Source organism: Pseudomonas sp. GW821-FHT09C08 (assembly GCF_059418125.1).
Map to the genome: position 1 here is coordinate 211,643 of NZ_JBWKPG010000002.1, position 15,121 is coordinate 226,763.

Annotated in this window: 15 protein-coding genes; 6 read left to right on the forward strand and 9 right to left on the reverse strand. The window is 58.8% G+C overall.

The annotated features are described in order from the left end of the window. Nucleotides 1-432: 432 nt before the first annotated feature. Entirely contained in the window at nucleotides 433-1,065 is a 633-nt protein-coding gene (locus AC07OJ_RS07550) for a response regulator transcription factor (RefSeq protein WP_017844627.1), read from the forward strand. A 73-nt stretch (nucleotides 1,066-1,138) separates the two neighbouring features. Here AC07OJ_RS07550 and AC07OJ_RS07555 read toward each other — a convergent pair whose 3' ends face one another. The 4 genes from AC07OJ_RS07555 to metG form a co-directional block, all read right to left on the reverse strand. Continuing rightward, nucleotides 1,139-1,321 (reverse strand): PA3496 family putative envelope integrity protein, encoded by a 183-nt coding sequence (locus AC07OJ_RS07555; RefSeq protein WP_028619066.1) that lies wholly within the window; start codon nucleotides 1,319-1,321, stop codon nucleotides 1,139-1,141. Nucleotides 1,322-1,428: 107 nt separating this feature from the next. Beyond that, nucleotides 1,429-2,067 (reverse strand): endonuclease III, encoded by a 639-nt coding sequence (gene nth, locus AC07OJ_RS07560; protein ID WP_065906761.1) that lies wholly within the window; start codon nucleotides 2,065-2,067, stop codon nucleotides 1,429-1,431. 128 nt (nucleotides 2,068-2,195) lie between these two features. Further along, nucleotides 2,196-3,359: an electron transport complex subunit RsxB gene (gene rsxB / locus AC07OJ_RS07565; protein WP_495094322.1), complete on the reverse strand. Its 1,164-nt coding sequence runs from the start codon at nucleotides 3,357-3,359 to the stop codon at nucleotides 2,196-2,198. Nucleotides 3,360-3,778: 419 nt separating this feature from the next. Continuing rightward, a complete protein-coding gene (gene metG / locus AC07OJ_RS07570; protein ID WP_495094323.1) occupies nucleotides 3,779-5,830 on the reverse strand; it encodes a methionine--tRNA ligase in 2,052 nt (683 codons plus the stop codon). Between the two features lie 172 nt (nucleotides 5,831-6,002). Here metG and apbC point away from each other — a divergent pair, with 172 nt between their 5' ends. Next, on the forward strand, nucleotides 6,003-7,097 hold the full coding sequence (apbC, locus tag AC07OJ_RS07575; protein ID WP_495094324.1) for an iron-sulfur cluster carrier protein ApbC: 1,095 nt from the start codon (nucleotides 6,003-6,005) through the stop codon (nucleotides 7,095-7,097). Between the two features lie 496 nt (nucleotides 7,098-7,593). On the opposite strand, the gene fdxA is transcribed toward apbC, so the two are convergent. The 5 genes from fdxA to AC07OJ_RS07600 all read right to left on the reverse strand — a co-directional run bounded on the left by fdxA (nucleotide 7,594) and on the right by AC07OJ_RS07600 (nucleotide 12,110). Then, the gene (gene fdxA, locus AC07OJ_RS07580; RefSeq protein ID WP_003208688.1) at nucleotides 7,594-7,917 is read right to left on the reverse strand and encodes a ferredoxin FdxA; all 324 of its coding nucleotides are present in this window, start codon (nucleotides 7,915-7,917) and stop codon (nucleotides 7,594-7,596) included. A 142-nt stretch (nucleotides 7,918-8,059) separates the two neighbouring features. Next, complete coding sequence (gene mutS, locus AC07OJ_RS07585; RefSeq protein WP_495094325.1) at nucleotides 8,060-10,651, reverse strand: DNA mismatch repair protein MutS; 2,592 nt, start codon at nucleotides 10,649-10,651, stop codon at nucleotides 8,060-8,062. Nucleotides 10,652-10,865: 214 nt separating this feature from the next. Continuing rightward, a complete protein-coding gene (locus AC07OJ_RS07590; RefSeq protein WP_495004900.1) occupies nucleotides 10,866-11,192 on the reverse strand; it encodes a DUF2388 domain-containing protein in 327 nt (108 codons plus the stop codon). 123 nt (nucleotides 11,193-11,315) lie between these two features. After that, a complete protein-coding gene (locus AC07OJ_RS07595) occupies nucleotides 11,316-11,534 on the reverse strand; it encodes a hypothetical protein (RefSeq protein ID WP_495004899.1) in 219 nt (72 codons plus the stop codon). A 147-nt stretch (nucleotides 11,535-11,681) separates the two neighbouring features. Continuing rightward, nucleotides 11,682-12,110 (reverse strand): hypothetical protein, encoded by a 429-nt coding sequence (locus AC07OJ_RS07600; protein WP_495004898.1) that lies wholly within the window; start codon nucleotides 12,108-12,110, stop codon nucleotides 11,682-11,684. Between the two features lie 165 nt (nucleotides 12,111-12,275). Between AC07OJ_RS07600 and AC07OJ_RS07605 the strand changes: the two genes are divergently transcribed. The 4 genes from AC07OJ_RS07605 (at nucleotide 12,276) to AC07OJ_RS07620 (ending at nucleotide 15,117) form a co-directional block, all read left to right on the forward strand. Continuing rightward, complete coding sequence (locus AC07OJ_RS07605; RefSeq protein ID WP_177343939.1) at nucleotides 12,276-13,019, forward strand: LexA family transcriptional regulator; 744 nt, start codon at nucleotides 12,276-12,278, stop codon at nucleotides 13,017-13,019. 601 nt (nucleotides 13,020-13,620) lie between these two features. After that, nucleotides 13,621-13,965, forward strand: a complete 345-nt coding sequence (locus AC07OJ_RS07610) for a phage holin family protein (protein WP_065903324.1) — start codon at nucleotides 13,621-13,623, stop codon at nucleotides 13,963-13,965. 21 nt (nucleotides 13,966-13,986) lie between these two features. Then, on the forward strand, nucleotides 13,987-14,502 hold the full coding sequence (locus AC07OJ_RS07615) for a hypothetical protein (protein ID WP_495094326.1): 516 nt from the start codon (nucleotides 13,987-13,989) through the stop codon (nucleotides 14,500-14,502). Between the two features lie 3 nt (nucleotides 14,503-14,505). After that, on the forward strand, nucleotides 14,506-15,117 hold the full coding sequence (locus tag AC07OJ_RS07620) for a phage baseplate assembly protein V (RefSeq protein WP_495094327.1): 612 nt from the start codon (nucleotides 14,506-14,508) through the stop codon (nucleotides 15,115-15,117). Nucleotides 15,118-15,121: the final 4 nt, after the last annotated feature.

Consider the following 15,121-nt stretch of genomic DNA (forward strand, 5'->3'; position numbering starts at 1 on the left):
GGAACTATGTCTTACAGAAAATTCACACATGTAAGTGTGTTTTGACTAAGCGTTTATGAAAGTTCTGTAGGAGATTTTGAGTGTAAATGGATATGTCAAATGGAACTGAGGGCGTCGGCCGCTTTTCGCCGGCCCGCTTATGCCTACGCCCCAAGCAAGGGATGTTTCCTGAAGGTTGCGTGCGCCGCGTTTACCCCAACCCCCTTATTGGTTGGATATTTCATTCAAAATATGTGCGACCCAGGAAAGGTCTGAAAGCCTACATAAATCTCGACACATCCGAGTTGGCGTTTTTTTGTAGGTTAATTCCGAAGTGGTTGTGGGTTGGGTCTCTGGTTACTCTAACTTGGGGGTGAATGCTATGCCAACTAGGAAACGACTAGGCTATTGTGTTTGCTCTGAATAATTCGAACAGCGAAATTGGACTTTCTCATGAATAAAGTGCTGATCGTGGATGATCATCCCGTCATTCGTCTTGCTGTGCGTATGCTAATGGAGCGTCATGGTTATGAGGTCGTTGCCGAGACCGATAACGGTGTCGATGCGTTGCAACTTGCGCGCGAGCATATGCCGGACATTGTCATACTGGATATTGGAATTCCCAAGCTCGACGGCCTGGAAGTCATTTGCCGACTGTCGTCCACCAAGCAGGCCACACCGTTCAAGGTGCTGGTGCTGACGTCGCAGGCCCCCGGCCATTTCTCGATGCGCTGCATGCAGGCGGGGGCTGCCGGCTATGTGTGCAAGCAGCAGGATCTGACCGAGTTGCTGAGTGCCATAAAAGCAGTGCTCTCGGGCTACAGCTATTTCCCCAACCAGGCGCTGAACTCGGTGCGCTCCACCATGGGCAACGCCAGCGAGGCTGACATGGTCGAGCGCCTTTCCGGTCGCGAGATGATGGTGTTGCAACAGTTGGCCCGAGGCAAAACCAACAAGGAGATCGCCGACGGCATGTTCCTCAGCAACAAGACCGTCAGCACCTACAAGACACGCTTGCTGCTCAAACTCAATGCACGGTCGCTGGTAGACCTGATCGAGTTGGCCCAACGCAACGGTCTGGTATAGGGCCGCTGTCAATCCAGGTGTGCCGGCACAAAAAAGCCTCCGTAAAGGAGGCTTCCGGCCGTTACAGGCTCTATCAGAGGTCGAAGTCGTAGTCGGCCAACTGTTTTTGCAAGCGTCGCTCTTCCAGTAGATTGTCGATGGTGCGGCGTTTGCTCAGATTGGTCTTGGCCACCTCTGCCACAGGTGCTTCTGCCCCATCGTCATCCGACTCAACGAGGTCGTCTTCCACTTCCAGTTGTTCTTTGCCAGTGCTCATAAGGTTAACTCCGGGCTAAGACTGCCGTTGGCGCTCCTTATAACGATATTCCATGATCGGGTAAAAAAGATTTTTTCAATCGACTGATCGAGAAAATCAATGATTGCTCAATCGTCGGAGGTTTTTTCCTTGTATTCGCACAGGTCTTCGATCCGACAGCTGCCGCAGCGAGGCTTGCGCGCCTGGCAAACGTAGCGCCCATGCAGGATCAGCCAGTGATGGGAGTCGAGCAAATAGGGCTTGGGGACAAATTTCATCAACTGCTTTTCGACTTCCACCACATTCTTGCCACGGGCAATCCCGGTGCGGTTGCTGACCCGAAATATATGCGTGTCCACGGCCATGGTCAGTTGTCGGAACGCGGTGTTGAGCACCACGTTGGCGGTTTTACGGCCCACTCCCGGCAGCGCTTCAAGGGCTTCGCGGGTTTGCGGTACTTCGCTGCCGTGCAGTTCGACCAGCAGGCGGCAGGTTTCGATCACGTTCTTGGCCTTGCTGTTGTACAGGCCAATTGTCTTGATGTATTCCGATAACCCTTCCACTCCCAGGGCGTAGATCGCCTCGGGTGTATTCGCCACCGGATACAGCTTCGCCGTAGCCTTGTTGACGCCAACGTCCGTGGATTGGGCCGAGAGGATCACCGCAATCAGCAACTCGAACGGCGTGGTGTAGGCCAGCTCGGTCTTGGGTTCCGGATTGTCTTCGTGAAGCCTGCGGAAAATTTCCAGGCGTTTTGCGGCGTTCATGGGGCGGTGGGTTCCTTGCAAACGGTCGACATCAGTATGAAAAGTGGATCCAGGCTTCGGGCCCGCGGGCGATGACCCGAGCAGGATAAACCATCGCCACGGTGCACGGCAGCGTCGCCTGCAGTGGGTCAAGCGCCGACGTGAGTGTCCACCCGGTGCTGCGCTTGCTCCAGCGCGTGTTGTGCGGCTTTGAGTTGATCGGCACTGACGCCTGGTTGGCGTTGTAACTTGGCGACATCGGCTCGAGCATAGGCCAGCGCAGTTTTCAGCTGCCGCAGTTGGGCGTCGATCGGACGCTTTTCCACGCGCTGTAAATCGGGCCGGGGCTGCTCACTGTCAATCTCGGCGTCATGCAAAGCTTGCTCGGCGCTGGACAGCGCAGCGCTCAAGGTCGCCAGCTGCTGCTCGTCGGCGTTCAGGTCCTGAGCTTTTTTCAATTCGGCGCGGCGCATCGCCAATTGGACTTTTGCGCGTTTGAGCGCAGGGTCTTTTTGCGCTGGCGGCGCCGCTCGCTCGGTGACCTCCAGGGCCGCCAGCGCCTGCTCCGCCGCTTCGAACTGCTGCTGCAGGACGATCAATTGCGACTGCTGCTCAAAGGTCGGCGGGTGGCCGAATGCCTTCAAGGATTTGTGCAGTTGCGCGCGGCTCATGGCGAGCGTGATCTTGGCCTTCTTGATCGCGGCGTCTTGTGCCGCCTGAGCGGCATCGGGTGGCGTGGGGACCTCTGGTGCGGCGCGCTTGGCCCGTGCCAGGCGTTCAGCGAGCTTGAAGGCTTCTTCCCGTTGCAGGCGTGCGTTGCGCTGTTCAAAGCGCCGCCGCGCGCGATCGCGTTTCAGGCCGCGTTCATGACGCTGGGACTCATTGGTCGCCAAGCCGCCCACAATCGGCAACACGCTGGCCGTTGGGCGCATCTCAATGCAATCGACAGGGCAGGGCGCGACACACAAGTCGCAACCGGTGCACTCATCGACGATAACGGTGTGCATCAACTTGGCGGCGCCGACAATCGCGTCCACCGGGCAGGCCTGGATGCATTTGGTGCAGCCGATGCATTCGGCCTCGCGGATGTAGGCAACCTGGGCCGGGGCTTCGCCACGGCTGGTGTCCAGCTCCAGCGCTGGCACACGCAGCAGGAGCGCCAGGCCGACGATGGTTTCCTGCCCACCGGGCGGACATTTGTTGATCGCCTCACCACGCGCGATGCCCTCGGCGTAAGGCTTGCAACCCGGGTGCCCGCACTTGCCGCATTGGGTCTGCGGCAGCAGCGCGTCGATACGTTGAATCAGATTCATGGAGTAATCATTGGCATGCCGGTTGGACAAACAGAGCGTTTAGGTACAAGCCACAAGCCTCAAGCCTCAAGCCTCAAGCCTCAAGCTACAAGCTATAAGCTACGAGCTATAAGCTACGAGCTGGCTCTTAGCTCTTAGCTTGAAGCTTGCAGCTTGTGGCTTAAAGCTTATGGAGGGCTGTTGTGGTGAGCGGGCTTGCCCCGCGTTGGGCTGCGAAGCAGCCCCATCAGGGCCGCCGCATTCCTACAGACAGAACCGGGTGCCTGGTTCAGGGCCGCTACGCGCCCCAACGCGGGGCAAGCCCGCTCGCCACAACAAGCCCAGCTCGCCATAACAAGACCCGCTCACTACAACAAGCTCAGCTCACTACAACAAGCCCGGCCAACCACACCAGGCCCGTTCATTAAAGGCCTAGACGCTTACTTGATACGCTGGCCTGGCTTGGCGCCGCTGTCAGGGCTCAGCAGGTAGATCTCTTCGCCGCCAGGGCCGGCTGCCATCACCATGCCTTCAGAGATGCCGAACTTCATTTTCCGTGGCTTGAGGTTGGCGATCATCATGGTCAGGCGACCATCGAGCTTCGACGGGTCTGGATAAGCGCTCTTGATTCCGGAGAACACGTTGCGTCGCTCGTCACCGATATCCAGGGTCAGGCGCAGCAGCTTGTCGGCCCCTTCCACGGCTTCGGCCTTGACGATCAGGGCAACACGCAGGTCCACAGCGGCAAACGCGTCGAAATCGATCTCCGGGGAGAGCGGGTCCTTGGCCAGTTCGCCGTTGCCGGCCGGAGCCGATTCGCCGGTGTCGGTCTGGCTGGCGACCAGGTCCTCCTTGGACGCGTCGGTCATGGCCTGCACCTTGACCGGGTCGATACGGGTCATCAGCGGCTTGAACTCGTTCAACTGATGGTTGCTGAGCAAGGTGGCGTGGTCGTTCCAGGTCAGTGGTGCGACATTGAGGAACGCCTCGGCGTCGGCGGCCAGCAATGGCAGGACCGGCTTGAGGAAGATCACCAACTGGCGGAACAGGTTGACGCCTGTGGCGCAGATCGCCTGGACTTCAGCCTGCTTGCCTTCCTGCTTGTTCAGCGACCACGGCGCCTTGTCGGCAATCCAGGCGTTGGCGCGGTCGGCCAGGCCCATGATTTCGCGCATGGCGCGGGCAAAGTCGCGCGCCTCGTAGGCGTCGGCGATGCTGGGCGCAGCCGTCAGGAACGCTTCGGTCAGTTCCGGCGCGGCGTTCTCGGCCACCAGCAGACCGGCGTTGCCCTTGTGGATAAAGCCGGCGCAACGGCTGGCGATGTTGACGACTTTGCCCACGAGGTCCGAGTTGACCTTCTGTACGAAGTCTTCCAGGTTCAGGTCCAGGTCGTCGACGCCACGGCCCAGCTTGGAGGCATAGTAGTAACGCAGGTATTCCGGCGACAGATGGTCCAGGTAGGTGCGCGCCTTGATAAAGGTGCCACGGGACTTGGACATCTTCTGGCCGTTGACGGTCAGGTAGCCGTGCACGGCGATGCCGGTTGGCTTGCGGTAGCCCGAACCTTCGAGCATGGCTGGCCAGAACAGCGCGTGGAAATTGACGATGTCCTTGCCGATGAAGTGGTACAGCTCGGCCGTGGAATCCTTGTTCCAGAACGCATCGAAGTCCAGCTCCGGTGTACGGTCGCAGAGGTTCTTGAAGCTGGCCATGTAGCCGATCGGCGCGTCCAGCCACACGTAGAAATACTTGCCCGGCTCACCGGGAATCTCGAAGCCGAAGTACGGCGCATCGCGGGAGATGTCCCACTGTTGCAGGCCGGCATCCAGCCATTCGGCGATCTTGTTCGCCACGGCATCCTGCAGGGTGCCGCTGCGGGTCCAGGTTTGCAGCATCTGCTGGAAATCCGGGAGCTTGAAGAAGAAGTGCTGGGAGTCCTTGAGCACCGGGGTGGCGCCGGAGATGGCCGACTTCGGATCCTTCAAGTCGGTCGGTGCGTAGGTGGCACCACATTTCTCGCAGTTGTCGCCGTACTGGTCTTCAGTGCCGCATTTCGGGCAGGTGCCCTTGATGAAGCGGTCGGCCAGGAACATTTTCTTTTCCGGGTCGAAATACTGCGTGATCGAGCGCGTGGCAATGTGCCCGGCATCTTTCAAGCGCAGGTAGATCTGGCTCGACAGCTCACGGTTTTCTTCGGAGTGGGTCGAGTGAAAGTTGTCGAAATCAACCAGGAACTCGGCAAAGTCGGCGCTGTGTTCAGCCTGCACATTGGCGATCAGTTGTTCCGGGGTGATCCCTTCCTTTTCGGCGCGCAGCATGATGGCCGAACCGTGGGCGTCGTCCGCGCAGACATAAATGCATTGATTGCCGCGATGCTTCTGGAAGCGCACCCACATATCGGTCTGGATGTACTCAAGCATATGGCCAAGATGGATGGAACCATTGGCATAGGGCAGGGCGCTGGTGACGAGGATCTTGCGTGGCTCGGACATGGGGCTCGGCTACTTGATGAAACGGAGGTCGGCCACTATAAAGCGCCGGGAAATTTATTTCACCCCGTGCTGCTGTTTCAGAATCTTCCTTGCCGGCGAAAGCATGCCGCAACGACGCTGGAACGGTTAGGATAGCCGCCTGTTTCAGTCAGTCTTTTTTCGGGAGTTGCCCATGAGCGCCGTCAATCGCGCAGCGGTGGAAGCCGTTCTTCGCCAGTACACCGACCCCTATTTGAACCAGGACCCGGTCAGTGCCGGCTGTGTACGCGCCATCGAGGTCCAGGGGGGCCAGGTGTCCGTCCAGATGGAGCTGGGCTATGCCGCCGGGCTGTTCAAGAGCGGCTGGGCGCAGATGCTGCAAATGGCCATTGAAGGCCTCGACGGCGTGAGTTCGGCCAAGGTCGACATCCAATGCGTGATCGCCCCGCACAAGGCCCAGGCACAGATCCCGGGCCTGGCCAACGTCAAGAACGTGGTGGCGGTGGCATCCGGCAAGGGCGGCGTGGGCAAATCCACCACCGCCGCCAACCTGGCCCTGGCGCTGGCCCGCGAAGGCGCGCGCGTGGGCATCCTCGACGCGGATATCTACGGCCCCAGCCAGGGCGTGATGTTCGGCATTGCCGAAGGCACGCGGCCCAAGGTCAAGGATCAGAAGTGGTTTGTGCCGATCGAGTCGCTGGGCGTCGAAGTAATGTCCATGGCCTTCCTTACCGATGACAACACGCCGATGGTCTGGCGTGGGCCGATGGTCTCCGGCGCGCTGCTGCAGTTGGTCACGCAGACCGCCTGGGGCGACCTGGATTACCTGGTGATCGATATGCCACCAGGCACCGGTGATATCCAGCTGACCCTGGCGCAGAAAGTCCCGGTGGCCGGCTCGGTGATCGTCACCACGCCTCAGGACCTGGCGTTGCTCGACGCGAAAAAAGGCGTGGAGATGTTCCGCAAGGTCAACATCCCGGTGCTGGGCGTCGTGGAAAACATGGCGGTACATATCTGTTCCAACTGCGGGCACGCCGAGCATTTGTTCGGCGAGGGCGGTGGCGAGAAACTGGCCACCCAGTACGGCGTCGAGCTGCTGGCCTCGTTGCCGCTGTCGATGGTCATTCGTGAGCAGGCCGACGGCGGCAAACCGACCGTGGCCGCCGAGCCGGACGGCCAAATCGCCATGATCTACCATGAACTGGCCCGCCATGTAGGCGCGCGGATCGTCCTTCAGGAAGCGGAGGCGCCGGCAATGCCGACGATAACGGTCAGCGACGACTGAGCGGATTGAAAGGAAAAAGCCTCGACGGTGTCGGGGCTTTTTCTTGCCTGCAAATCACCCCAAGGTCTCCAATGACACTTTTTCGCAATTGCGCTTGTAAGCATTCACTTACTTTTTCGTAAGTGTTTGGGTTTTTTCCTGGGGGGTAGAGGTCTCGAGTGCTCGAAAGACTTTTATATCTTGTTGAAATATAACAACTATTTATGTGGGCATTAGCGTTGGCATCTGTCAGTCGGCTCGTTGCATCCCGTTGAACTTCCCAGGGAACTCTCTAACATCAGCCCTGTGTCCACGGATTGACACAGCCATCAAGGAACGATGGTTTGAGGGAACGTCGCAGGATGCGATTCATCAGGACGATGAAAAGGAATACAGGGACTAGGGAAAAAATGTGGGCGGGTCATACCGCCCCTTTTTTTGCCCGCAGGAAAGTGAATCCCGTCATCCAGAAACGCAAAAAGGCCCGCAAGGGGCCTTTTAGAGGGCGGCGACGCTATCAGCGTTCGAGGTCTGCAATCTTACCTTTCTTGCCATCCCACTCTGCCGCATCCGGCATCGGGTCTTTACGTTCGGTGATATTCGGCCAGATTTCCGCCAGCTCGACGTTCAACTGAATAAATTCCTGCATCTCTGCCGGGACTTCGTCCTCGGAGAAAATGGCGACGGCCGGGCATTCAGGTTCACACAGGGCGCAGTCAATGCACTCGTCCGGGTGGATGACCAGGAAGTTCGGGCCTTCGTAGAAGCAGTCCACCGGACACACTTCTACGCAGTCGGTGTACTTGCACTTGATGCAGTTGTCGGTGACGACGAAGGTCATTTCTAATTTTCTCCTCAGGCGGCGGCAGCGAAACCCTTTGTGGCAGGGCTCGCGAGGTTCGGGAGCGATAGTCTGCGGACCAGGCTAAAAGCCCGCAGCATCCCAAACCGCGCGAGAGTCTACCAGCTTGCAAGCGTCTGCGTTATATCCGAGTCTTAAGTGCATATAACATTTCGAGCGCTTTTCGCGGCGTCAAGTCATCCAGGTCAAGTTTAGCCAACTCGTCCAGCACTGGGTGGGGCAGGCTGGCAAACAGATCGCTCTGGTGTGGCGCGCTGGCTTTTTTGCTGGCTTTGGCCGGGCTTGCCACGGGAAGCTCGTGGGGCAGTGCGGTTTCTTCCAGGCGGCTCAGGTGCTCGCGGGCACGGGTGATCACCTCCGTGGGGACACCGGCCAGTTGCGCCACGGCCAGGCCGTAACTCTGGCTCGCCGGCCCAGGCAGCACGTGGTGCAGGAACACGATGCGCTCGTTGTGCTCGGTGGCATTGAGGTGCACGTTGGCCACCAGCGGCTCGTTTTCCGGCAGCACGGTCAGCTCGAAATAGTGCGTGGCAAACAGCGTATAGGCGCGCAGATGCGCCAAACGCTCGGCTGCAGCCCAGGCCAGGGACAGGCCATCGAAGGTGCTCGTGCCGCGACCCACTTCGTCCATCAGCACCAGGCTGCGTTCGGTGGCGTTGTGCAGGATGTTGGCGGTCTCGCTCATTTCCACCATAAAGGTCGAACGGCCACCGGCCAGGTCATCGCTGGAGCCAATCCGCGTGAAGATGCGGTCCACCAGCGACAATTCGCAACTGGCCGCCGGCACAAAGCTGCCGATGTGTGCGAGCAGCACGATCAAAGCGGTCTGACGCATGTAGGTGGATTTACCGCCCATGTTCGGACCCGTGATCACCAGCATGCGGGTATCGTCATCCAGCGACAGGTCGTTGGCGACGAATGGCGTGGTCAATACCTGCTCTACAACCGGGTGGCGACCTTGCACGATGCGCATGCAGGGCTCGCTGACAAAACGCGGGCAGTTCAGGTCGAGGTTCAGCGCGCGTTCGGCGAGGTTGCTCAGTACGTCCAGTTCCGCCAGGGCGGCTGCCGTGTCCTGCAGCGGCGCCAGTTGGCTGATCAGGTCTTCAAGCAGGTTTTCATAGAGCATCTTTTCCCGAGCCAAGGCGCGGCTCTTGGCCGAAAGTGCCTTGTCTTCGAATTCTTTCAGCTCAGGGGTGATAAAGCGCTCGGCACCTTTGAGGGTCTGGCGGCGCTGGTAGTCGATCGGCGCCGACTCGGCCTGCTTGCTTGGCAACTCGATAAAGTAGCCATGCACGCGGTTATAGCCGACTTTAAGGTTGGCCAGGCCAGTGCGGGCCTTTTCGCGGGCTTCCAGGTCGATCAGGAATTGCCCGGCGTTTTCGCTCAGGGCCTGGAGTTCGTCCAGTTCGCTGTCGTAACCGGTCTTCAATACGCCGCCGTCACGGATGATTGCCGGCGGGTTGTCGATGATCGCCTTTTCCAGCAACGCCGCCAGTTCCGGGTAGGTGCCGGCGGTGACGGCCAGTTGCTGCAGGTGCGGCGTGTCCAATTCGGTCATCGCCGCTTGCAACTGCGGCAGGGCGCCGAGTGCATCGCGCAGGCGCGCCAGGTCACGCGGCCGCGCGTTGCGCAGGCCGATCCGTGCCAGGATGCGTTCGATATCGCCAATTTCCTTCAGCTGTGGCTGCAGTTTTTCAAAGCGATAGCGGTCGAGCAGGCAGGTAATAGAGGTCTGGCGAGCTTGTAGCACGCTCAAATCGCGCAGCGGACGGTTCAGCCAACGGGTCAGCAAGCGGCTGCCCATGGCGGTCTGGCAACGGTCGACCACCGACTGCAGGGTGTTATCACGCCCGCCTGACAGGTTGGTGTCCAGTTCCAGGTTGCGACGGCTCGCGCCATCGAGCACCACGGTATCGTCCAGACGCTCATGACGCAGGCTGCGTAAGTGCGGCAGGGCGGTGCGCTGGGTTTCCTTGGCATAATTGAGCAGGCAACCGGCAGCGCCGATGGCCAGGGTCAGGGTTTCGCAACCGAAGCCCTTGAGGTCCTGCACCGAGAACTGCTGGCACAGACTTTTCAGCGCCGAATCCCGCTCGAAATCCCACGGCGCACGGCGTTTTGTCCCACGGCGTTTTTCCGCCGGCAGGTCCTTTGGCCAATCATCCGGGATCAACAATTCCACCGGATTGATGCGTTCCAGCTCCGCCAGCAGGTTCTCCCAACCCTTGATCTCCAGCACGCTGAAGTTGCCGCTGGTGATGTCCAGTACCGACAGGCCGAACAGACGCTCGTCGCCCAATACCGCCGCGATCAGGTTGTCGCGACGCTCATCCAGCAGCGCCTCATCACTCACCGTCCCCGGCGTGATAATGCGCACCACCTGGCGTTCGACCGGGCCTTTACTCGTCGCGGGATCGCCGATCTGCTCACAGATCACCACCGACTCGCCCAGCTTCACCAGCTTGACCAGGTAGCCTTCCAACGAGTGGTAAGGAATCCCGCACATCGGAATCGACTGCCCCGCCGATTGCCCACGCGCGGTCAGGGTGATATCCAGCAGCTTGGCAGCCTTCTTCGCGTCTTCGTAGAAGATCTCGTAGAAGTCGCCCATGCGATAGAACATCAACTGATCAGGGTGCTGGTTTTTCAGGCGCCAGTACTGCTGCATCATTGGGGTGTGGGAGGACAGATCGGACGTGTTTTTACTCATTGGGTCGTAGGCAAATTCGTTGAAAGTGATGGGGCAAAGGGGGCGCTTGGCCCAGCATTTTTTGCGATGGGCGCAAGGTTAACACGCGAGGTCGGCCCTTCGCAGGATGCAAACGGCTAGGGAAAACGCAAAGGGGGCGGTGCATTTACTTAAATGCGCAAGGCTTATTGCACGCAAGCAACGCTGTTGGCGCGCAATGGAGAAAGTCTTCTTATCAGTACGCTGACACGATTGCCTTGGCCAGTTGCATGTCGGACATAAGAGGCGCGGCGTAGGTCGAGCGATAGTACCGAGATGCCTGTTCAAAATCAGCACCGCGGATCTCTCCGTCCGAACCGATAAAAGCAAGGGCATCGGTTTTGGAGGATGTGAAAAGCTTTGGCGCATCGGTCGTGAGAGAGGTAGTCCCCGCAACCAGGATGGTTGGCACAAACGTCGAGTACATCAGCGCTTTATCGAAAGGGTTGGCATTTTCAGCGGCCACTGCTGGAGCGCCGATCAATACCGTGACAGCGATTGCCAGAGTCTTCCATGAGTCCATTCTTCGAAGCTTCCATTTCTATAAGAGGGGCGCACGATAGCAGCGCTGGTGACTTTGCAGATATAAGGCGCCGTCGACGCTGGGGGATTGCCGTGCTTGACGCCGGGGTCTTTAGCTCTCGACTCATCCGTTCGCCCCATAGAAATGGTTCAGCACTATCAATTCAATCACCGCGACGAAACAGCACAGCACAATGAATCCGGGGCTGAAGACCCGCTTGCGATTAGAGCCCCCGTCGCCCAGCGAGCTTAGGTCTGCGCCGTCGGAAATCAACATTAGGATCGCCAGCACGGCGTATATCCACGCCTTGCCCCAGAAGCTCTGATTTCTCCATTCGGTCATTAGTGGTCTTGCGCATACCGCTTTAAATTGAGGTGAATGGGCGTTGGCGACAAGGTTAGCACGCAAGGTCGGGGGCTTCGCAGGTCATAAACGGATAGGCAGACCGTAAAACTGGGGCGACTTTTTTGTCCCTTAGCCCATCCTTGATCAACGCTTCATTGCGTTGCACTGAGTGCGCAAATCGCTATTGCTGATGTTTTCGCAGCTGGCGCCACTTTGTTTGGCATTGCAAAGGGCGCGTTGATCGCTGTCGCTGATGGCGGAGCAAGAGCTCCCATTCATCTCTGCGTTACAGGCGGCACGCATCTCAGAATTACTGATGTTTTCGCAGCTGGAACCGCTTTGTTTGGCGTTGCAGTAGGCTCGCTTGTCAGGATTACTGATAGCGGCGCACGGGCTACCGCTCATCTCTGCGTTGCATTGCGCCCGTAACTCACTATTGCTGATGCTGTAGCAGCTGGAGCCACTTTGCTGGGCGTTGCAGTACGCTCGTTGGTCAGGGTCACTGATGCTGGTGCAACTTGCCGCAAAGGTGTACCCACTGAACATCAACAAAATGGCAAGCACGAGTTTCATTACTTTCTTCCTTGGCTCGCCAGGAATCAGCCTGGCGCTGTTTGAGCACATTGCATCAAGTACCGTGGTGCTCATGTCAAATTGACATTATTTTTCCCGGAAGTTCAGCTGATGTGCATGGAATATGCAAATTAGCATTTGCCAACCCTAAAAACTCCCGTCACTATCCGCGTTATGCAAAAACGCAACGTTTCTATCGTCTTAAGAGAACTGCTGGATCGCGACCGGATCTCCCCCACGGAGCTTCACCGGCGTACCGGCGTGCCTCAATCCACACTGTCCCGGATCCTCAGCGGCAAGATCGTTGATCCCTCGGACAAGCACATCTCCCGCATCGCCGAGTACTTTCGCGTGAGCACCGACCAGTTGCGCGGGCGCGCGGCGGTGGGCGCTTTGCGCGAGGACGGACGCGACCCGATGCATTCGGAACTCAAGGACATAAGCCTGTGGGACGATGACACCCCCGTGAATGACGACGAGGTGTCGATCCCCTTTCTGCGCGAGGTTGAATTGGCTGCTGGATCAGGAAGATTCGTCATCGAGGAAAGCGAAAAGGCCAGCCTGCGTTTTGGAAAACGCAGTCTGCGACACAACGGTGTGCAGTTCGACCAGGCCAAGTGTGTGACGGTGCGCGGCAATAGCATGTTGCCGGTACTGCGTGATGGCGCCACGGTGGGGGTGAATGCGGGCAAGAGTGGCATTGGTGACATCGTCGATGGTGACTTGTATGCCATCAATCACAATGGCCAACTGCGGGTGAAACAGCTCTACCGCCTGCCTTCCGGGATTCGTCTGCGCAGTTTCAATCGCGATGAACACCCGGATGAAGACTACAGCTTCCAGGATATCCAGGATGAGCAGATCAGCATCCTCGGTCATGTGTTCTGGTGGGGCATGTACGCCCGTTAGCCTTCTTGCGTAAGACAAAGCCCGCTCATTAGCGGGTTTTTTTTCGCCTGCAGAAAATCGGCAAACCCTGGCGTTGCAAGGCCTGAAATGCATTCGTGCATTTCACGGCTAAAAATAAATGCATTTGTGCATTGACTGTATATGCATACATGCATATTCTCCATCTCAAGCCAGCCAACAAGGCCTGGTGGAGGCGGCAAGGATGCTGCCAAGGAAGACAAGGAAGGCACGCAACATCGGCAAGGACGCCATCAGAGCGATGGCAGGGAGGCCAGGCAACACCGGCAAGGATGCCGACGCTCTTTAGTTGTATCGCTTGAAGAAAAAAGGCAGCGATGAACCGGCCTGATAACGGTTCAGAGGGTTGGCAACTGACCCGGGTGTGCAGCGTAAAGCACCAGAAGCAGTTATCCGGCAGACAGGGATCGTGGTCGGAAAAACATTGAGGAAAGATCCGTACCGCGCCAGTAGCGCCGAAAGATCGATGTTGGACCGCATTACTGAAAAGCCTGGGCAACCGGGCTTTTTGGAATGCCTACCCATAAATGGATTTACCCAAAAGCCGGCCCTGCGCCGGTAGTGCTCAGCCAGGAGGCGTGACATGACAAACGAGCAGCAAGCGTTAGCGGAAATGCCTATCTGGCTGGTGATTGTACTGGCCCTCATCGGTGGGGTGTCCGGTGAAATGTGGCGCGCCGACAAGGAGGGCGCGCGCGGTTGGTCACTGGTACGGCGCCTGGCCTTGCGGTCCGGTGCATGCATGGTCTGCGGAGTCTCGGCACTGATGCTGTGCTACGCCGCCGGCATGTCGATCTGGACTGCCGGCGCCATTGGTTGCCTGACCGCCATGGCCGGCGCGGATGTCGCCATTGGCCTTTATGAACGCTGGGCGGCCAAGCGCATCGGGGTCAACGAGACCCCGACCTCGCGCCCGGACCAGCAGTAACCGCAGCAAGGATGCAACCACATGAGCCTTATCGAAAAACCTTCCCAGTTGCCCGTGGCGATTGGGGCGGCGCTGAAGAGCGCCTTCCCACATTTGCCTGTAGGCAATTATCAGGACTTTACCGGCGTCGCGGATAAAACCGGCGTGCTGATCAGCGTCGAACGCAACGGCCCCGCCGTTCGGTCTCTTGAAGGGCGCAAGGCGCATGCCTTGTCGGTCTCACTCAGGGCCACGGTCGCCAGCGGGGCGGCAGCCTTTGAAGCCTGCGACCTGGCCAGCCAATTGATGGACCTGGCCCTGGATAACCGCTGGGGCCTGCCGCCCGACCAGTGTGACCTGCCGACGGCTATCGTCGCGGCGCCTTCCGGATTGACCGGGACCGAAACGGACTACGACACCTGGATCGTTTCCTTCACCCAGACCCTCTATCTCGGCCCGTTACTGCTCGAGGAACCCACAGGCAAACCGCTGTTTGCCCGCACCTGGGAAGTTTCGGACATCGACGATCCAGATCAATATCGACCCCTGCAGGAGTAGTCCATGTTCGATGCATTGCTACGCATGCAACTGGGGCCGATCGTCGAACGCCTGGCGGAAATGGAAGCCCAGCTGGAAGACCTGTATCGACGCGCAGAAAGTTTCTGCCGGATTGGCGTGTGCCAGGAGGTTGATGCCGCCAGTGGTACCTGCAAGGTCAGCCACGGGGACCTACTCAGCCCGGCGATCCAGTTTTTCAATCCGAGCGCTGGGGCGCAAACCGAAACCCGCGTCCCTTCAGTGGGCGAGCAGTGCCTGCTGCTCAACTACGGCGGCGGGGAAGGGGGGACGCAGTCTGTGGCTTTGTTCGGCCTCAACAGTGGTCTGTTTCCGCCCGTGTCCGCTGTGGCGTCGCTGACGCGCCGTCGTTATCAGGACGGCACCCAAAGCGACTATGACGACGCCAGCCACATTTTCAATTGGGTCAACGGCCCCACCACATTCAGCGGCTCCCGCGAGCAGGTCGACCTCAAGGTCGGCGCCGCGAGCCTGAGCATGAATGCCCAGAGCATCACCCTGCAACTCGGCGCCACCGGCTTATTGCTGGATGCCGCCGGTGTGCATTTGAGCGGCCCGGTGGTGGATCACCAGGGTCGCGTGATCAGCAGCGCATAAGGAT